This window comes from Bacillota bacterium, assembly GCA_040757085.1.
In the GTDB taxonomy this organism is placed as follows: domain Bacteria; phylum Bacillota; class Sulfobacillia; order JACIYH01; family JACIYH01; genus JACIYH01.
Genome location: JBFLXJ010000007.1, coordinates 53,878 through 70,436 on the forward strand (window position 1 = coordinate 53,878; position 16,559 = coordinate 70,436).

Below are 16,559 nucleotides of genomic sequence, written 5' to 3' on the forward strand. Positions count from 1 at the left end.
ACCACACTCGCTGCTGCTCTAACGGGCTTCGCTGGCGTGTTCTTCCCAGAACCTGATCACGTCGCGGATGATATTGTCTATGTGGCGAGCCATCGCCTGCTGCGCACCCTCGGAATCGCGGGCTATCACCTTTTCCAAAATGGCACGGTGGTCGGCCACCATCACGCCCCCTACCCGACCCCGGATGTACTCCAGCACGGGGGAGAGCTGCCCCTCTTCCCGCACCAGTTCGCTCGCGGCCAGCAGCACGCGGTTACCGGCCGCCTGAGCGAGCAAGCGATGGAAGGAGGCATCCTCGTGCCATCCGGTCATCTGCGATGCCACCTGGGCCTGGTGGTGGTTAACCACCTGTGCCATCTGTTCGACCAGGTCGGCAGGGGCACGCAGAGCGGCTAGGCGCGCCACCTCGCTTTCGATCGCTCGGCGTGCCTCCAGGATCTCCAGCAACTGTTCCCGGTTGTGAGCACGCAGTGCCTGCAGAAAGGCCCGCTGGTTCTGGGACGCCCGCCGCTCCTGGGCCAGAGCCTGAAGGCGCTCGCGCCCCTGGGCGGTCAGCACGCGCCCCCGGAAGCCCTGGCGCTCGGTGAATCCCCGCTTGTCCATCTCCCGCAGGATGCGCCCGGCGGTAGCCTCGGAAACCCTGATGCCCGCCTGGGCCAGCCCGTCGCGTAGACCCCACGATCCCATGGGCTCGGGTGATTCCCCTATTGCCTTCAGGGCCAGATACTCCAGTTCTCGCTCCACTTTGCCTCTCCCATCTCAGTCTTCTTGCGCCGCCGCACCACCGGCGCATGCGTGCCTGTCCGCGCGGCCCTCAGGCCACACCCGCCCAGCGGGCCAGGATGTCCAGCACCTTGACCAGCCCGCGCACCGCCAGGCGCATGCGGTCAGGGATCAGGTTGCCGTCGGGATCGCTGGTGCCCATGCCGGGCGATATGAAGATGTTGGCATCATAGCAGATGGTAGGGATGATCCCCATCTGGGAAAGGCCGCTCTGGATGAGGTGGCTGCCCGCGTACATGTCTTCGATGGAGAAAACCGGCAGGCCCAAACCGTCCCTCCAGGTGCGCTCATAATTGATCTCCACCGTGCCGGAGTTGTACGACTTGGTGACCACCAGGCCGGAGCGCAGCCGGGCGGGGAGCCCCTGCAGTTCCTCACGCACGATGATCTCCAGTTCGTCCACCGGCCGGGTGACCACCTCAGGCCGGTCGCGCAGCACCTTGAGGGCCTGGATCTGCGTCAGAAGCGCCTCTTTCCCCGGGTCCTGGGTCACGTAGGCAGCCTTGCCGTACGAGGCCGTGGTGCCGTAGCGGTCCCCGTGCATGCCCAGGGCTCGCCGGATGGGCACCATCACTTCTTCCCGGCCGATGATCAGCCCGCTGGTGGCCGCCCCCGAGGCCTTGTCCATGCTGTAAACCATGACGTCCGCCCCGATGGCACGCGGATCGGTGCCCACAAACGGGAGGCCCCAGGCGTTGTCCACCACATAGGGCACGTTGTACTGGCGGGCCAGATCTCCGATGTACTTGAGCAACACCGGCGTCCCCTTTTCGTCCTTCACCCCGTATCCGTAGCCGGGGGTATCATAGCCCAGGGAACTGAACCCGCTGAGGAGGTCGCGGTGCCTCTCGGCGGCCTCGGCCAGAGCCTGGCGGCTGCCTTCGGGGTCCACGTCCAGCATAAAGGGGACCGGGTAGAACTTGATGCCGTGATTTGGGTATTTCGCCCCCGGCAGCGGGACGATCACCGTGTCGAGGTTGTTGAGCCGCTTGCCGTAGAACCCAAGCTCACCGGCCGTGCAACCCCGGTCAGCCAGGATGTCCTTGTACCGGGGAGGGAAGGGCCGGCCGTACGCCCCCTGGTGGTGCAGGTGCTTTTCGTAGGGCACAATGTATCGGGCCCGGTAGTTATCGCCCCGGCCGAGATTGGGCGGCGTGCACAGACAGTCAAACGAAACCCAGAGACCCGCTTCACAGGTGTTAACCGGGCAGACGTCCCACTCGTCGCCGTACACGTCCTTGACGATTTCCCGGATCTCATCCACCAGCCGGGCCAGCGGGACTACGTCAGTAGCCCCCTTCTCGCTCGCCTCCAGGATGTCACGACGCAGGGGAGCAGGAGCACCGGAAATTGCCCCTGTCAGGCCGAACTTGCCCCGCAGTTCGGCAGGGATGCCGATTTCGTCGGCTGCCTTTCGCATCTCCTCGTAGATGCGCCCAGCGTTTTGCTGCAGGTAACGGTATAACTGAAACCGGTAAGAGAAACCCATCGTCACCCCTCCTGATGTGTTGCATTGTCCCGTTCTCGATTGCATGCTACCAGCTTACTCTCCCGCGCCGCTCTCTCCCGCTGCCCGGACCCGGAAACGGTCAGGCCGGGGCACCACCGATCACCACCTGGTCGCCCAGCCCGACGCGCCAGGCCAGCCCGTCCAGGGCCACCTTGCCCTTGAGCACCACGTTGAGGTGGTTGGGCATGTGGGTGGCATCGAAGCCGGCTATCTCACCTACTACCGAACCCCTCACCCGGACGTCGTCGCCCACCACCACCACGCCCCCCTGCTTAACTTCAAAGAAGCCCAGGTAGGAGATGGCATTCACCCGGCAGCCGGGCCCGGCGTCCTCGGTAGTGAGGATGAGTTCGTGCACCTCACCCTGGCACAGCACCCGGGAAGGTTGCGGGATCAACTCCAACCCCCGATCGGGCAACGACCCCGCCAGCACGGCCACCACCACTCCGGTGACCGGCCGGTGACGCACGAACCGGGCGGGCGGGTTTTGTCTCAGGTAAGGATCGCGTCCGGGTGTCACCTGTTCCCCTCCTCGGTTACCTCGCCGTTCTCGGGCCCACCCCTTGGGAAGCCTGAGGCTCCGGGCAGCGCCGGCCCCGTCACCGGCCGTCGTCGCGCGCGGCGGCTGCTTCCGCCCGGGCCAGACTGGAGAATACCCCCTCCAGCCCTGCGTGCCGAACCCGCTGCCGGATCTGCGCGCGGTCGGTGGTGTAAAGCCCGAGCGACTTCATGCGGGCAAAGTACACCGAACCCGAGAATGTGTACTTCTCGGTAAGCCCTTCCTCCGGCCCCCGCATCCTGTCGGTGACCTGAGCAATGGCATCTCCCACTGCCAGGCTGGTGGGCAGAACGAGTAGCGGCAGGCCCGAGACCCAGCGGGCAGCGTTGTGACCGGCCAGCGTACCCGTGCAGATGGCCTCGGTGTGTCCCACCATCGGACCGGCCTTCTCTCCGGCACAGAAGAGGTTGGCCACCCCTTCCACCCTCAGGGCCTCATCGTGGGGACTCATGGCCAGGTAGCGGATGGAATTACCCACCCCGGCTGCATACGGGTCCTCGTAACGCGCATTTTCCATGCCCGGTATGGAACGCAGTGCCTCCAGCGGGAAGTAGCTGGTCATGAGCTTGGCGTGCCCGGTATCCAGAAGGATCAGGTTCTCGCCGAAGTCGGGCAGCGCGTACTGCTGACAGGCCTTCCTGGAGAGGTCGGCCTTACGCAGTTCCGGTGGCAGGGGCAGGATGACCACCCCGTCCCGATCCAGGACCCGCTGCAAGTCGGGAGCCAGAGAATCCTTGAGGATCTTGCACGACCCGCTCATGGAACCCACCTGGCCGGCCGGGGTGCGTCCCATCTTCTCCTTAACCCCCGCCTTCTCCGCCACGCTCACCCGGGGCCCGAAGGAGGGACAGCGCAGGACGCACATGCAGCAACCATGCCCGTAGCGGGTGCAGTTACCCTGGGGGCCGGCACCACCGGTGGTGTCCACGAAGGCATCCCCCTCACAGTGCGTGTTACCCTGCGGGGAAATGGCTTCCACCGCTACCAGCCTGTCCTCGTGCATCTGGACCCCCGTCACCCGATGCTGCAAGTGTATGTGAACACCGGCTTCGTGCAGGATCCTGCGCACGCGGGGCTCGATGCGAGCCACATCGTACAGCGTGGCGTGCTTGTGCCCCGGGAACTCGATATTGCGATGCCTGGCCACGTCGTCCGCGGCCAGAAACAGCTCTCCGCCCCCCAGGGCGATCATCTCTTCCGCAGCAGTGAAGCGGCCATTGTTGCGCATGATGCCGCCCACCAGCCCCGTGCCCAGGAGCTGGTCGGTGCGCTCTAGCAGAACCACTTCTGCTCCTGCCTTGCGCGCGGCCAGGGAAGCAGCACACCCGGCCCATCCTCCCCCGATCACCACCACGCGCGCCACGCTTCTCACCCCCTGTTTTCCCGAGGGGAGGGGAAACCCCGCCGGGCTCCCCTCCCCAGTTTTGTCCTACGCGAGGATCATCGTCAAGATGGTAGCCGCCGCCAGAGCAGCTACCGTGGGTATGAAGTTCCGCCGCGTGAGGTCCATGGGCGAAACCCCCGTGATACCCGAGACGGGCAGCACCGCCCACGGGATCAGGGTGCCGCCACCCACCCAGATGCCTCCCAGCTGACCCATGGCGGTCAGGGTGGCCAGGCTCCCACCCGTGGCAGTGGCGAACACCTTAGCGGTGGAACCGGCCAGGTTCAGGCCCGAGAATCCGGAGCCATCCAGGCCGGTGATGGAGCCCACCACCGTCTGCCCGATGGCCGCCGCCACCACGTTCAGCGGTATGGCGGCAGCCAGGGCGGCACCGAAGTCGCCGAAGATACCCAGCGATCCTTCCGGCAAGAAGTCCCCCACGATAGCCTTGAACGGGCCCACTTCGCCTATTACAAAGAACCCGTAAATGGGCAGTACCGGTCCGAACACGCGCAGGCCGAACACAAATCCCTCCACCAGGTGCTGGGTGATCTTCTCCAGAGCCTTATCGCCCATCGCCCAGAACGAGAAGATGACCATCACCAGGAAAGCAGTACCGCCCACCAGAGCGGTGGCATCCCCGCCCCGCAGGTCCAGGACAAACATCCCCACCACGTCCAGCAAAAAAGCGATGGGCACCACGATGGCGGCCGTGCGCGAGGCCGTTTCCCTGCCCGGGATAATCTCCTGCTTCTCCGCCTCCAGGCGCCCGGTCAAGTTGACACCGCTGATGCGCCCGCGCCTCATGTCCCGGCGGAGCAGCAAGTACCCCACCACGAGGGCAGTCAGCCCCGACACAAGTACCAGCGGCCACGACGCCACGATGACGTCGTTCACCGGGATGCCCGCCGACGCGCTGGTTATGCGGGGTGCCCCCTGGATCACGAAGTCGCCGGAGAGCGCCGCCCCGTGTCCGGCCAGGTTGATGGCGGAGGCAAAGCCTATGGCGGGCAACCCTGCGGATACGGCCGCAGGCATGAGCACAGCCCCCACCAGAGCAGTGGCGGGAGACGGCCAGAAGAACAGGGAGAACACGAACATGATCACCGCACTGCCGAAGTACGCCAGGGCCGGTGTGCGCATGAAGCCACGGAGGGGCGATATCATCCGCTCCATGGCCCCGATCTCGTTGAGCACTCGGGACATGGCTACGATGACGGATATGACCGCGATAGTGCTGAAGAGGTCGACCCCGGCGAAGACCACGCCGTCAAACGTGCTCCGGATTGCCCTCACCAGGCTACCACTGGCGACCCAACTCACCGTCAGGATACCCAGCAGGCATGCCACCACCGGGTCGCGCCGCTTGATCATGAAAACCAGCACGATGACAACAAAAGCCAGATAGACCCAGTGGTATGAAGTCAGCACAGGCATCATCCCGACCCCTCACCTCCTCCTAGCAAGAATCACCTGACCTCTCCTTCCCCTCTCGTTCTTCTCCCGCTGTCGCAGCCTCACCTCCGCTCCTACTCATCAATGAGTAGCTGGTCACCTGCTTGTCCTATTCGCCGCCCGGGCAAGAAATCCTCCTGCCTACCGGTCAGCCTTTTCGCTGACGAATGCTTGCTATGCCCGTCAGCAAAGGAAGAGCTTCCAGAAGAGTACTCCGGAAACAAAGGCCACGATGTCGCCAAACAGGCACACACCCAGGGCATACCGCGGATGCTGTACCCCGACCGAGCCCAGGTAAAGGCTGAGCACGTAGAAGGTGGTGTCGGTGGAGCCCTGTAAAACGGAGGCCAGCAGGCCTGGCGGGCTGTCCGGCCCGTGCCGGCGCAGGAGGTCCGAGGTCACTGCCAGGGCACCGCTCCCCGAAAAGGGACGCACAAGAACCAGCGGGAGGATGTCGGCGGGGATACCCCACCTGCCCAGAACGGGCCCAAGGATATCCTGCACCCCTTCCAGCAATCCCGAGGTGCGCAGGGCGGCGAGCGCCACCATGATCGCCACCAGGTAGGGAAGGATGCGCAGGGAAATCTCCAGTCCCTGCGCTGCCCCTTCCACGAAGGTATCGTAAACGGGCACCCGCCTCCAGGCGCCGTACAGGGGAATCAGCACCAGTAGAGCTGGCACCAGCCAGCGGCTGGCCTGCTGCAATGTCTCCCCCATCACCTCTCCCTCCCGCGCCAGCGGATGAACGCATCCAAGAGGATGCAACTCACCCAGGACGTCCCGGTGACGAGGGCGATCACAGGCACCACCACCGCCGGCTGGGCTGACCCACAGGCGGAACGCACGGCCAGCAACGCCGATGGTACCAGTAGTAACACCGAGGAATTGAGCGCCAGGAACGTGCACATGGCGGGGGAGGCTTCCAGCGGCCTGGGGTTGAGTTCCTGCAGCCTCCTCATGGCCGCGAGTCCAAAGGGAGTGGCAGCACTTCCCACGCCCAGGATGTTGGCGCTCAGGTTCATGGCCATCGTTCCCAGGACGGGGTCGCCGCCGGGGATGGTGGGGAACAGGGGGCCCAGCAACCTGGAGACGACGCGCGCCAGGACTTCCAGCAGCCCCCCTTTTTCGGCAATGCGCAGGATACCCAGCCACAGGCACATTGCCCCCACCATCTCCAGGGTGTACTGGATTGCCCGGTCGGCGGAAGCAAACACTTCCGCGCTAAGGAGGTCGAGCCTGCCGCGGGCTGCGGCCACGCTCGTGCCGACCAAGACCAAAACGAGCCATATCACGTTGAGCACAACCCTCACCGGGCAAACCTTATGTGACACGCCACCGTTCTAGGACTCCCTGCCCAGAACTCCCGGGAAAAGGCATGGTTAAAAACGAAGGGCACGGAGACAATAGGTAGCGAGGTCCACGGTAGCCGGGCGAAGGCTGCTGCACGTTCCCCAAGGGGACGTGCAGTGGCCGGGCAAAGGTCACTGCCGTCCTGGGTGCACGAGAATTCCTCGCTGACGATGGGCGGCGGTGGCCGGAGCGCAGATCATCATGGGCCCTCCAGGGTACTGCCAGGTGCCCCAAGGGCGCCTGGTGGGCCCGATTGACGGTCCATGGTGGTCGAGCTAAGCCTGGCCTGGGGCCCAGCGAGATCGGTCTCGTGCCGAGAGGTGCGGATCGGTCCAAGCAGGTGGGACTCCAGGCAGGCGAGCCAAGGTCGTCACGTGTTCCGTAAGGGTTTACCCGGGCCGAAAGGTCCGGGTGAGCTCTGCAGGGATGCGTGGTGGCCGGTGCGAAGGTTGCCGCGGGCCTCAATGTGTGGTGGTGAGGCAGTCGCCCCGAGCCGCCAAACCAGCGGCGACCACCGGTCAGTGTACCCCGCGGAGGCGGCCGGCGAGGTCGCTGAGGCGGTGGCCGGCGCCAAGCAAGCCTGCGGCCAGGTCTCCGCGCCGGGCCAGGCGGTCCGGCAGGGTTCGTATGGTGAACTCCCGGGGTAAGACGTGCTCCAGCTCATCCCATGCAAAAGGAGCGGATACCGGGGCCCCGGGCAACGCCCGCGGGCTGTACGGTGCCACCATGGTCTTGCCCCGTGCGTTTTGCAGATAGTCCACGTAGACTTTCCCAGTGCGGTTCCTAACCGCCCGCTCCAGGGTGATGAGGTCGGGGCGGGCCGCCCGCAAAACGCGCGCCAGCGTTTCCGCCACCCGCGTGACCTCCTCCGGGCCGGCGTCGGGAACGAGGGGGATGAAGACGTGGATACCGGTTGCGCCCGAGGTCTTGGGAAATCCCCGGACGCCCAATTGCTCCAGCAGGGTGCGCACCATGACGGCCGCCCGGCGGACATCCTCAAACGTAGCCGGCGGGGCCGGGTCCAGGTCGATCACCAGGCGGTCGGGCAGGTCCGGGTGGGAGACCTGCCAGGGAGCGGGGTGGATCTCCAGGCAAGCCTGATTTCCCAGCCAAGCCAGGGTAGCCCGTTCTTCCGCCAGTACGAAGCGGATCACGTGTCCCTCGCCCCGGTAGGGGTAAGTCCTGATCCACTCTGGGGCGTGTTCGGGCCGGTCTTTCTGGTAGAAAGACCCGCCCGTGATTCCGTCCGGATAACGGGTAAGAGTGAGAGGACGTCCCCTGAGATGGGGCAGGAGTACGTCCGCCACTTTCAGGTAATAGTCGATGAGGTCGGCCTTGCGGATACCGTCCTCAGGCCAGAGCAGCTTGTCCAGGTTGGTCAGGCGCAGTTCGCGCCCCTCCACCTCGACGTGCTGGCCCGCCAGGCCCGCCACCACCGTCACCCCCACCACCCTGCTTCACACCTGGCCCGGAGGCTCCCGCCGGCCTTGCTCCCCCGGGGTGATAGCAGGGCGGTCATCGGGTTGCAGTTCCAGCCCCGCTTCTCGAGGCGAAAGGTCAGGGCGCAACCCGAGGAAGCTGGTGTGCCGCAGCATGCCATCCCGGGTTACCTCCAGGTAGGATACGCTGCACACCACCTGGGGTTCCACCCAGGCGACGCCCCGGCGGAACCCCCTGGGGACGCGGGCCGGCGGGGAACCGGGGTGCAGCAGAGAAAGGATGTGTGCTCCCGTGCGCTGGTCCCATCCCGTGCCCACGTGCCCCACCACCTGCCACTCCCCTGCGCCGGGGACGGCCAGCACGAGCGACCCCAGGCCACCGCCCGGGGCCAGCCGGTACCCCACGATGACGCAATCAGCGGTACGCCGCACCTTTACCTTGAGCCAGTAACGGGACCTCTGCCCGGGCAGGTAGGGGCTGTCCCGCTCCTTGCCCACTACGCCCTCTAGCCCCAGCCGGGCCGCCTTCGCGAAAAGTTCCCGACCCCTCTCGGGCACCACGGGGGAAAGCGCCAGATCCCCCCCGGCCGTCTCCTCTTGTACCACGCGCTCCAGGACCTCTCTACGCTCCGCCAGGGGCCGGTCCATCAGCTCCCGCCCCTCAAGTTCGAGGAGGTCGAAGGCAACGAACACCAGTCGTCCCGTCCGGGCCTGCAGGGCAGAAAAGGACGGCCTCCCCTGTTCCCAGGCGGTGATCTCCCCGTCCACCACCGCCTGCCGCGCCTTCAGGTACCGGTGTAACCCTTCCAGGCCCGGAAACTCCCCCGTAATGTCTCGCAGGTTGCGGCTCTGCAGGCGGGTGACTCCCCCGTCCACGAAGGCCAGGCAGCGGTAACCGTCCCACTTGGGCTCGAACAGGTGGCGGGGAGAGTCGAAAGGGGCAGGAGCGGCATATGCCAGCATGGGACGCACCTCGCCCGGACGAAGGGGCATCGGCGGCCCGCTTACGTCCTGGCTCCCGCCTCGGCCAGGCGCACGCTTTCCCGCAGGGCTTCCAGCAAGCTCTCCACCCCCACCGGCTCCTGGGGCCGGGGCAGCTCCCACCTCTGGCCCTGGGCCTTCCTCGCCACCAGTTCCAGGAGGGCTTCGCGATAACGGTCCCGGTACTTGCCCGGGTCAAAGCACACCGTCAGCCGTTCGATGAGGGTATGGGCGAGTTCCAGTTCTCGGGGATCCACCTCCGTCTCCTGGTCTGTCCCGCGCAGTGGCGATGGATCCCGGACCTCATCGGGATAGTGCATGGTTTCCAGCACCAGCACCCGTTCCCCGTAGACCCGCACTGAAGCCAGATGTTCCTTCTGGCGGAATGCCACCTGGGCCACGGCTACCCGCCCTGCTTCCCGCATGGCCCGCCGCAAGAGGGCATAGGACCGCTCCGCACCCTCCATGGGCTCCAGGTAGTAGGAACGGTCGAAGTAGATGGGGTCGATATCGGCCAGATTCACGAAATCCAGGATACGGATGGTGCGCTGGGCAGCCGGAGGCAACCGCTCGAGTTCTTCCTCCTCAACGGGGACGTAGGCGTCCCGCTGCCACTCGTAGGCACGTACGATATTCTCAGAGGGCACCGTCTCCCCGCAGGTCGGGCAAAAACGCTGGTAGCGGATAGGGGTGTGGCACTCCCGGTGCAACAGGTGAAAGTGCACATCCCTATCCTCCGTAGCGGCATATAGACGAACCGGAATGTTCACTAATCCGAAGGAGATGCTGCCCTTCCACAGGCTGCGCACGGCGCCTTCCTCCGCCGGCTACGCGGGCCGGTAACGTCCCGGCTCATTACCCTGCCGCTCAGAGGATTCCTGGCGCTGGCGCGCCCGCACTCGCCCTCCCGTCCCTTGGGCCAGGGACCATACCTGGTCTATGACCTGGGGTGCCAGATCGATCAGGCGGTCGTAGAAGGCACTGCGGTCAACCGGCAGGAGGCGCACATTGCCCTGCCCTACCACCAGGAATCCCACGGGCTGCACGGTGACCCCGCCCCCGCTTCCCCCCGCGAAAGGCAGAAACCCTTCTTCCCCGCCTCCACCTCCCCCGGCGGCTCCGCTGCGACTTCCCCCGCCCTGAATCTCGTACTCGCCTCCCCCGGCGGCAAATCCGAAACTCACGCGGGACACGGGGACGATCACTGACCCGTCGGGCGTCTCCACCGCCTCACCGACCACGGTCCCCACGTTGACCATTTCCTTTATGTTCTCCATGGCGGTCTTCATGAGACTGGCGATGGGATGCTCCGGCATCGCGTCCAACCCCCTCTACGGGCCGGACGGTTGCCCCGGCAGTCGTGACCCGCCCGGCGCTCATAGCATGGGCGGCCCGCACGCCTAATATGCGGATCGCGCGAGAACTCCGAACCCGTCGGCGTCACCGGGGTGTCCCCCTGCGCGGGCGCCGGCGCCACAATTCGGCAAGCACCAGCAGCCCGGCGATCAGGACGCGGACGGGTGATACCGTCGCCAGGCAGTCCACAAAGGTGTACAGGCCCAGGCTGCGGTAGTCTGTGTGCACCCTGACCTCCAGGGGCGACGCGGGACGGGCCCGCGAGGCAGCCAGGGCCACCGCGGTCTGCCCCAGGTTGACCAGGGCAGCCGCCAGGGCACACAGTTGGGCATCGGGTACGCCCAGGCGAGTACGCCAGAGGAAGCGGCGCACACGCGTGTGCCTGAGGAGATAGCGACCCCCCCGAGAAAGCGATGGTATGAGTAAGCGCATGCGCTGCCACGCGGGGAGCCCACGTTGCCGGCCCAGGAAAGGCCCTGCCAGGCGCGCCAGGAATCGCTCCACCAGGCCTGCCAGGGGGAGGCCAGGCGGGCGAAGGCGGACGCGACGGGGCTTGCGGGGAGCACGCGCGGGGATACATACCGTCCAGAGCCACTTCCCCGAGATGGCCACTCGCGCCGTCACCCCCGGGGGGTGATCCACCCCACACCCCCCCTGAATCTGAAGGCGCACGGGCCAGGGCCACACAAGGGCCACACCTACCACCAGCCCGCAACACGCTGCCACCACCAACCAGAATATCCTCAGTCTTTATCCCCCGGATAGCTTGCCCAGGTCTCAAGAGGCGGCAACTGCCCCAAATCCTCCAGGCCCAGCAGGCGCAGGAATTCCGGGGTGGTGCCGTAAAGGATCGGGCGCCCCACGACGTCCTTGCGACCGACCTCCCGCACCAGCCTCCGCTCCACCAGGGTGCGGAGGACGGCGTCACAATCCACCCCCCGCACCGATTCGATTTCCGCCCTGGTGACCGGCTGCATGTATGCCACCACCGCCAGGGTCTCCAGGGCAGCCTGCGACAGAGGCTGGGGCTTGGGACGCAACAGTTTCTCTATGTACGGGGCAAAACCGGGCCGGGTGGTGATCTGATAACCTCCTGCCACCTTCTGCACCTGGAGGGCACTCCCGGAGGCGCGGTACCGCTGCTCCAGTGCCTCGATGGCCTCCCCCGCTTCGTCGGGAGTCGCACCTGTCACCCGGGCCACCTGCTCGACGGTGACCGGTGCGGGCGAAGCCCACAACAGGGCTTCCCAGATGACCGGCAATTCCTCAGGCGGTAGCGTGGACGGTGCCGGACCCGCACCCGTGTGCACCTGGCGTCCCCCTCCCGGACGGGAAAACGAATATCTCCCCGAACAATTGCTCCTGGCGCACCGTGATGCGCCGCTGGCGAAGAAGTTCCAGAAGCGCCAGGAAGGTGACCACCACTTCCTCCCGCGCCGCGCCCCGGCCCACCAGATTCCCGAACCGTACGCCACCGGGATTTCGACGCAGCAGCCACAGGATTTGCCGCATCTTCTGTCGGACACTCAGGCGGCGGCGGGCCACCTCCATCACCGGCGGGTTGTCCTTGAGTAACGAGCGCAGCGCCTGCAGGAGCCGGCCCACGGCCAGTTCCCCCGGAGGAGACTCGCCGGGAGGCACCTTGCCTCCCCGCAGGTAGCACTGCGCCTGGTGGGCAATGAGTTCCGCCAGATAGGCGGTCGCCCGTTTGAACTGCCGGTACACCACCAGCCTCTCTACGAGCTCCTGCCGGGGATCGGGTTCTTCCGTATCCGGTGGCCCCGGCGGGCGGGGAAGCAGCATGCGTGCCTTGATCTCAAGAAGGGTGGCCGCCATCACAACGAACTCGGCTGCCGCGTCGAGGTCGATCGCGGACAGGGCTGCCAGATACTGGAGGTATTGGTCCGCGATTTCCGCCACCGGTATGTCGTACACGTCCACCCGGTTAGCCTCCACCAGGTGGAGGAGGAGGTCCAGGGGGCCTTCAAAGACCGGCAACCGGACCGCATAGTTCATAGGCGGAAGATGCCGACGGCCTCCCGGGCTTCCTCCAGGGTGGCCCGGGCCGCCCTCTGAGCCCGATCCCGACCCTCGAGCAGAACTTCCTTCACTTCATCGGGGCGCTGCTCGTAGTGGCGCCGCCGCTCCCGCAATGGTTCGAGCCAGCTGACCAGGGCATCGGCCAGCAGCTTCTTGCACTCCACGCATCCCCGCACTGCCCGACGGCAATCCTCGGCCCGCTCGTCCTGGACCTCCGGAGCGAAAACCCGGTAGAATATGTGCACGGAACATTCCTCGGGGTGGCCGGGGTCCTTCCGGTAAATGCGCCTCGGATCGGTGACCATCTGGGCCACCTTTCGCCGGATCTCGTCGGGCGGATCCGCGATGTTGATTTGGTTCCCGTAAGATTTGGACATCTTCCGCCCGTCGATTCCCGGCAAAACCTTGACTATGTTGAGCAGGGCCTGGGGCTCGGGAAAAACGGGCGCATAGAGGTGGTTGAAGCGACGGGCGATTTCGCGCGTGAGCTCCACGTGGGGAACCTGGTCCTCCCCCACGGGTACCCCGTCGGCCTTATAGATCAGAATGTCGGCTGCCTGCAGGACCGGATATCCCAGGAAGCCGTGCGTGGACAGGTCCTTGTCCGGCATCTCCTGCATCTGCTGCTTGTAGGTGGGAACCCGCTCTAGCCATCCTATGGGAGTGATCATGGAAAAGAGCAGGTGCAGTTCCGCATGCTCGGGGACCTGCGACTGCACGAATATCACCGATTTGGCCGGATCCAGCCCCGCCGCCAGGTAGTCCAGAACCACCTCCTGCACATTGGCAGCCAAAGACGAGGTGTCGGCGTACCCGGTGGTGAGGGCGTGCCAGTCGGCTACCAGGAAGTAGCACTCGTGTTCTTCTTGCAGACGCTGCCAGTTTTGCAGAGCCCCCACCAGGTTGCCCAGGTGAAGCTTGCCCGTAGGACGCATCCCGCTCAGTATGCGCAAGTTGCCACCTCCGCAGAAAGCCAGGCCAGCGCGGCCTAGCCGGGGAAAATGGTCATGGCATTGAGTAACCGGTACACCAGAGCGGCCAGGGGATCCAGGATGCGACCGATGGCTCCCGTGGCCAGGAGCAGGAGCAGGAAGACCCAGCCGTACCTTTCGGCCGCCTCTACCCAGGAACCGCGGGCGAACTTCTCCACCACCCTCCAGCCGTCCAGGGGCGGCACGGGGATGAGATTGAACACGGCCAGGTTGACATTGTAACGGATGAAGGCGGAGAGCAGGATGGTACCCGCCAGGCCCAGCGAGTATCCCAGCGCCTTGCTCACCGCTATCCCCAGCCAGGCCATGGCCAGGTTGGCGAACGGTCCGGCCAGCGCCACCAGGACCAATCCGGTGCTGCGGTTGCCCCGGAAAAAGTAGGGGTTGACCTGCACCGGACGGGCCCAGCCGAAGCCCAGCAACCAAAGGCAAAGTATGCCCACCGGGTCCAGGTGAGCGAGCGGATTGATGGTGAGACGGCCCATCCGGCGGGGAGTGGGATCACCCAAGGCGTCCGCCACCAGCCCGTGAGCGTACTCGTGCCCCACGATAGCCAAAAGCAAGGCTGGCAACCCCACGACCAACGAGATGTCGAACAATTTAACCCTCCAGGCTTGCCTCCAGGGCCCGCCGCAGGTCAGATTCGCATACGTAGGTGGCAGTGGGCGGTTTGCCCGCCTGAGCCGGCCCCAGAGGTTCTTCGAATCGACGCACCTTGTGCGCCCGGCAGATCTGCAAGAGTTGCTTGCGGCGCAGGCCGTAACGGGCACAAGCTATGTCCACTAGCAAGAACTTCTCCTCGCCTACTGTCTTTTCCTGGTCCAACCCGTCACTCCCCCCGGCTCACTGCGTCCCATAGTATCATACAACAAGCCCAGGAAAAAGACCCCGTCGCCCAGGCGACGGGGTAAGAGGAGGGGTGTATGGGAAAGACTGTTCACGTGCTGGCGGCCGCGACCCGCATCCACTCCGGAAGCCGATCCCGGGCCACCAGGTCCCGGTAGGTTTCCCGGGCTACCACCACTTCGGCATGCCCTGCCCGGGCGAACACCACCGCCGGCCGGGGCAGGCGGTTGTAGTTGGAAGCCATGGCGTACTGGTACGCCCCTGCGGTGAATACGGCCAGGACATCTCCGGGATGGGGAGCGGGCAGGGGAACGTCTCTGACCAGTACATCGCCCGACTCGCAGTTTTTCCCTACCACCCAGAACGTCCCCGCAGGAGGCTCGTTCAGGCGGGCCGCCAGGCAGGCCCGGTAGCGGGCACCGTACAGGGCCGGCCGGGGGTTGTCATGCAACCCTCCGTCCACCACCACATAGGACCGTCCGGGAACCCGCTTTACAGCCTGCACTGTGTACAGGGCCACCGCCGCCTCTGCCACCACCGAACGACCCGGCTCCAGTACCAGCCGGGGTAGCGGGACGCCCTCGCGCCGGCATGCTTCCCTCAGGTGGCGGGCAACTCGCTCCACCAGCTCAAAGGGGCTCACGGGATCATCTTCCTCGGTGTAGCGCGCTCCCAGGCCGCCGCCCAGGTCCAGCTCCCAGCCCGCTTGCCAGGGGAAGGACCGTGCTACCGTGATAGCTGCCTCGGCGGCCTCGCAAAATGGCTCCGGGCTCGGGATCTGGGAGCCCACGTGGCAGGCCAGGCCGGTCAACACCATACCCCGTGACTCGCGCACCGTCTGCAGCGCCCGCTCCAGGTCGGGCCCGGGAAGGAAGCCGAACTTGGAGTGAATGGTGCCCGTGCTCAGGTGATCGTGGGCGCCTGCCTCCACCCCCGGGGCAAAACGCAACAGCACCCTGACCCGCCCCTTCAGCCGGCGGCAAAGATGCCTCAGCCGGGCCAACTCCTCGTGATTGTCCACCACGATGCAGCCCACGCCCGCCTCCAGGGCCATCTCCAGTTCCTCCGGGGACTTGCCGTTACCCTGGAAGTACACCCGGGACGCGGGAAACCCCGCCGCCAGAGCCGTCCACAACTCCCCGCCGGAGCACACATCCATCCCCAGGCCTTCCTGATGAACCAGGGCGGCCATGGCCAGGGTGAGGAACGCTTTGCCCGCGTAAAGCACCTGCCCCCCGGGCCAGAACTGCTCCACGGCGCCCCGCCAGGCCCGGCAACGCCGCCGGATTTCCTCTTCATCGTAAACATACAGCGGCGTCCCGAAGCGAACTCCCAGTTCCGGCGTGTCGCAACCGCCTACTTCCAGGTGACCCCGGGAATTGACCCGCAGCCCCGACGAAACCTGCAAAAAAGCCAAAGCACCTTCCCCCCATCACGGCAAGGGAGGAAGGCACACGTTTGCGGCGCCTTGCTCCCCTGGCGTGAGATAGCGCTCCACCGGCGATCAGGGGACATCGACCGGTGACAGTGCTGCACCTGTTCGGTGCAACCCCAGCCGCAGAGACCGGCATCCCTGCGACTTCGGCGGCGGCCCCTTTTCCGGCGGCTCACGGCCCGCCCGGCTCCCCGCCGGTACTCATGGCCACCGCGCCTCTACCTCACCTCCAGAGGAGATGAGGCCGTTGCTTGTTCCATATGGTAGCAGAAGCTGCCCCCGCCGTCAACTCCATTATTTTGCACTGTTATCGGTCTGTGATATTGTCACCCTCTAAGCGGACTGAGAAAATGTCACCATGAGAGGAGACATTTTCTTGAATCGGAAGGAATCGAAAAGGCTCTACGTGATGGAACAGGTGCTCCAGGG

Annotated in this window: 18 protein-coding genes and 1 riboswitch; all 18 genes read right to left on the reverse strand. The window is 65.6% G+C overall.

Annotated features, from left to right (window positions below; translation table 11 throughout):
- Window positions 1-18: 18 nt before the first annotated feature.
- Window positions 19-744, reverse strand: coding sequence for an FCD domain-containing protein (locus tag AB1446_02795; protein ID MEW6545834.1), 726 nt, complete (start codon window positions 742-744; stop codon window positions 19-21).
- Window positions 745-814: 70 nt separating this feature from the next.
- On the reverse strand, window positions 815-2,272 hold the full coding sequence (locus tag AB1446_02800) for a hypothetical protein (GenBank protein ID MEW6545835.1): 1,458 nt from the start codon (window positions 2,270-2,272) through the stop codon (window positions 815-817).
- A gap of 100 nt (window positions 2,273-2,372) precedes the next feature.
- Complete coding sequence (locus AB1446_02805) at window positions 2,373-2,813, reverse strand: hypothetical protein (protein ID MEW6545836.1); 441 nt, start codon at window positions 2,811-2,813, stop codon at window positions 2,373-2,375.
- 79 nt (window positions 2,814-2,892) lie between these two features.
- Entirely contained in the window at window positions 2,893-4,215 is a 1,323-nt protein-coding gene (locus AB1446_02810) for an FAD-dependent oxidoreductase (GenBank protein ID MEW6545837.1), read from the reverse strand.
- Window positions 4,216-4,281: 66 nt separating this feature from the next.
- Window positions 4,282-5,676: a hypothetical protein gene (locus tag AB1446_02815; GenBank protein MEW6545838.1), complete on the reverse strand. Its 1,395-nt coding sequence runs from the start codon at window positions 5,674-5,676 to the stop codon at window positions 4,282-4,284.
- Between the two features lie 198 nt (window positions 5,677-5,874).
- Window positions 5,875-6,408, reverse strand: a complete 534-nt coding sequence (locus tag AB1446_02820) for a nucleoside recognition domain-containing protein (protein ID MEW6545839.1) — start codon at window positions 6,406-6,408, stop codon at window positions 5,875-5,877.
- Window positions 6,408-7,001: a nucleoside recognition domain-containing protein gene (locus AB1446_02825; GenBank protein MEW6545840.1), complete on the reverse strand. Its 594-nt coding sequence runs from the start codon at window positions 6,999-7,001 to the stop codon at window positions 6,408-6,410. The genes AB1446_02820 and AB1446_02825 overlap by 1 nt, the downstream gene beginning before the upstream one ends.
- 558 nt (window positions 7,002-7,559) lie before the next feature.
- The gene (gene ligD / locus AB1446_02830; protein MEW6545841.1) at window positions 7,560-8,483 is read right to left on the reverse strand and encodes a non-homologous end-joining DNA ligase; all 924 of its coding nucleotides are present in this window, start codon (window positions 8,481-8,483) and stop codon (window positions 7,560-7,562) included.
- 15 nt (window positions 8,484-8,498) lie between these two features.
- Entirely contained in the window at window positions 8,499-9,443 is a 945-nt protein-coding gene (gene ligD, locus AB1446_02835; protein ID MEW6545842.1) for a non-homologous end-joining DNA ligase, read from the reverse strand.
- 41 nt (window positions 9,444-9,484) lie between these two features.
- A complete protein-coding gene (locus AB1446_02840) occupies window positions 9,485-10,270 on the reverse strand; it encodes a Ku protein (protein MEW6545843.1) in 786 nt (261 codons plus the stop codon).
- 18 nt (window positions 10,271-10,288) lie between these two features.
- The gene (gene ytfJ / locus AB1446_02845; protein MEW6545844.1) at window positions 10,289-10,777 is read right to left on the reverse strand and encodes a GerW family sporulation protein; all 489 of its coding nucleotides are present in this window, start codon (window positions 10,775-10,777) and stop codon (window positions 10,289-10,291) included.
- 124 nt (window positions 10,778-10,901) lie between these two features.
- On the reverse strand, window positions 10,902-11,459 hold the full coding sequence (locus AB1446_02850) for a hypothetical protein (GenBank protein MEW6545845.1): 558 nt from the start codon (window positions 11,457-11,459) through the stop codon (window positions 10,902-10,904).
- A gap of 101 nt (window positions 11,460-11,560) precedes the next feature.
- Window positions 11,561-12,127 (reverse strand): SMC-Scp complex subunit ScpB, encoded by a 567-nt coding sequence (scpB, locus tag AB1446_02855; protein MEW6545846.1) that lies wholly within the window; start codon window positions 12,125-12,127, stop codon window positions 11,561-11,563.
- Entirely contained in the window at window positions 12,084-12,833 is a 750-nt protein-coding gene (locus AB1446_02860; protein MEW6545847.1) for a segregation/condensation protein A, read from the reverse strand. The genes scpB and AB1446_02860 overlap by 44 nt, the downstream gene beginning before the upstream one ends.
- Window positions 12,830-13,810, reverse strand: coding sequence for a tryptophan--tRNA ligase (trpS, locus tag AB1446_02865; protein ID MEW6545848.1), 981 nt, complete (start codon window positions 13,808-13,810; stop codon window positions 12,830-12,832). The genes AB1446_02860 and trpS overlap by 4 nt, the downstream gene beginning before the upstream one ends.
- A gap of 35 nt (window positions 13,811-13,845) precedes the next feature.
- Window positions 13,846-14,448, reverse strand: a complete 603-nt coding sequence (locus tag AB1446_02870; protein ID MEW6545849.1) for a site-2 protease family protein — start codon at window positions 14,446-14,448, stop codon at window positions 13,846-13,848.
- A gap of 1 nt (window position 14,449) precedes the next feature.
- A complete protein-coding gene (locus AB1446_02875; GenBank protein ID MEW6545850.1) occupies window positions 14,450-14,674 on the reverse strand; it encodes a hypothetical protein in 225 nt (74 codons plus the stop codon).
- Between the two features lie 112 nt (window positions 14,675-14,786).
- Entirely contained in the window at window positions 14,787-16,112 is a 1,326-nt protein-coding gene (lysA, locus tag AB1446_02880; GenBank protein MEW6545851.1) for a diaminopimelate decarboxylase, read from the reverse strand.
- A gap of 62 nt (window positions 16,113-16,174) precedes the next feature.
- A riboswitch (Lysine riboswitch) is annotated at window positions 16,175-16,359 on the reverse strand.
- Window positions 16,360-16,559: the final 200 nt, after the last annotated feature.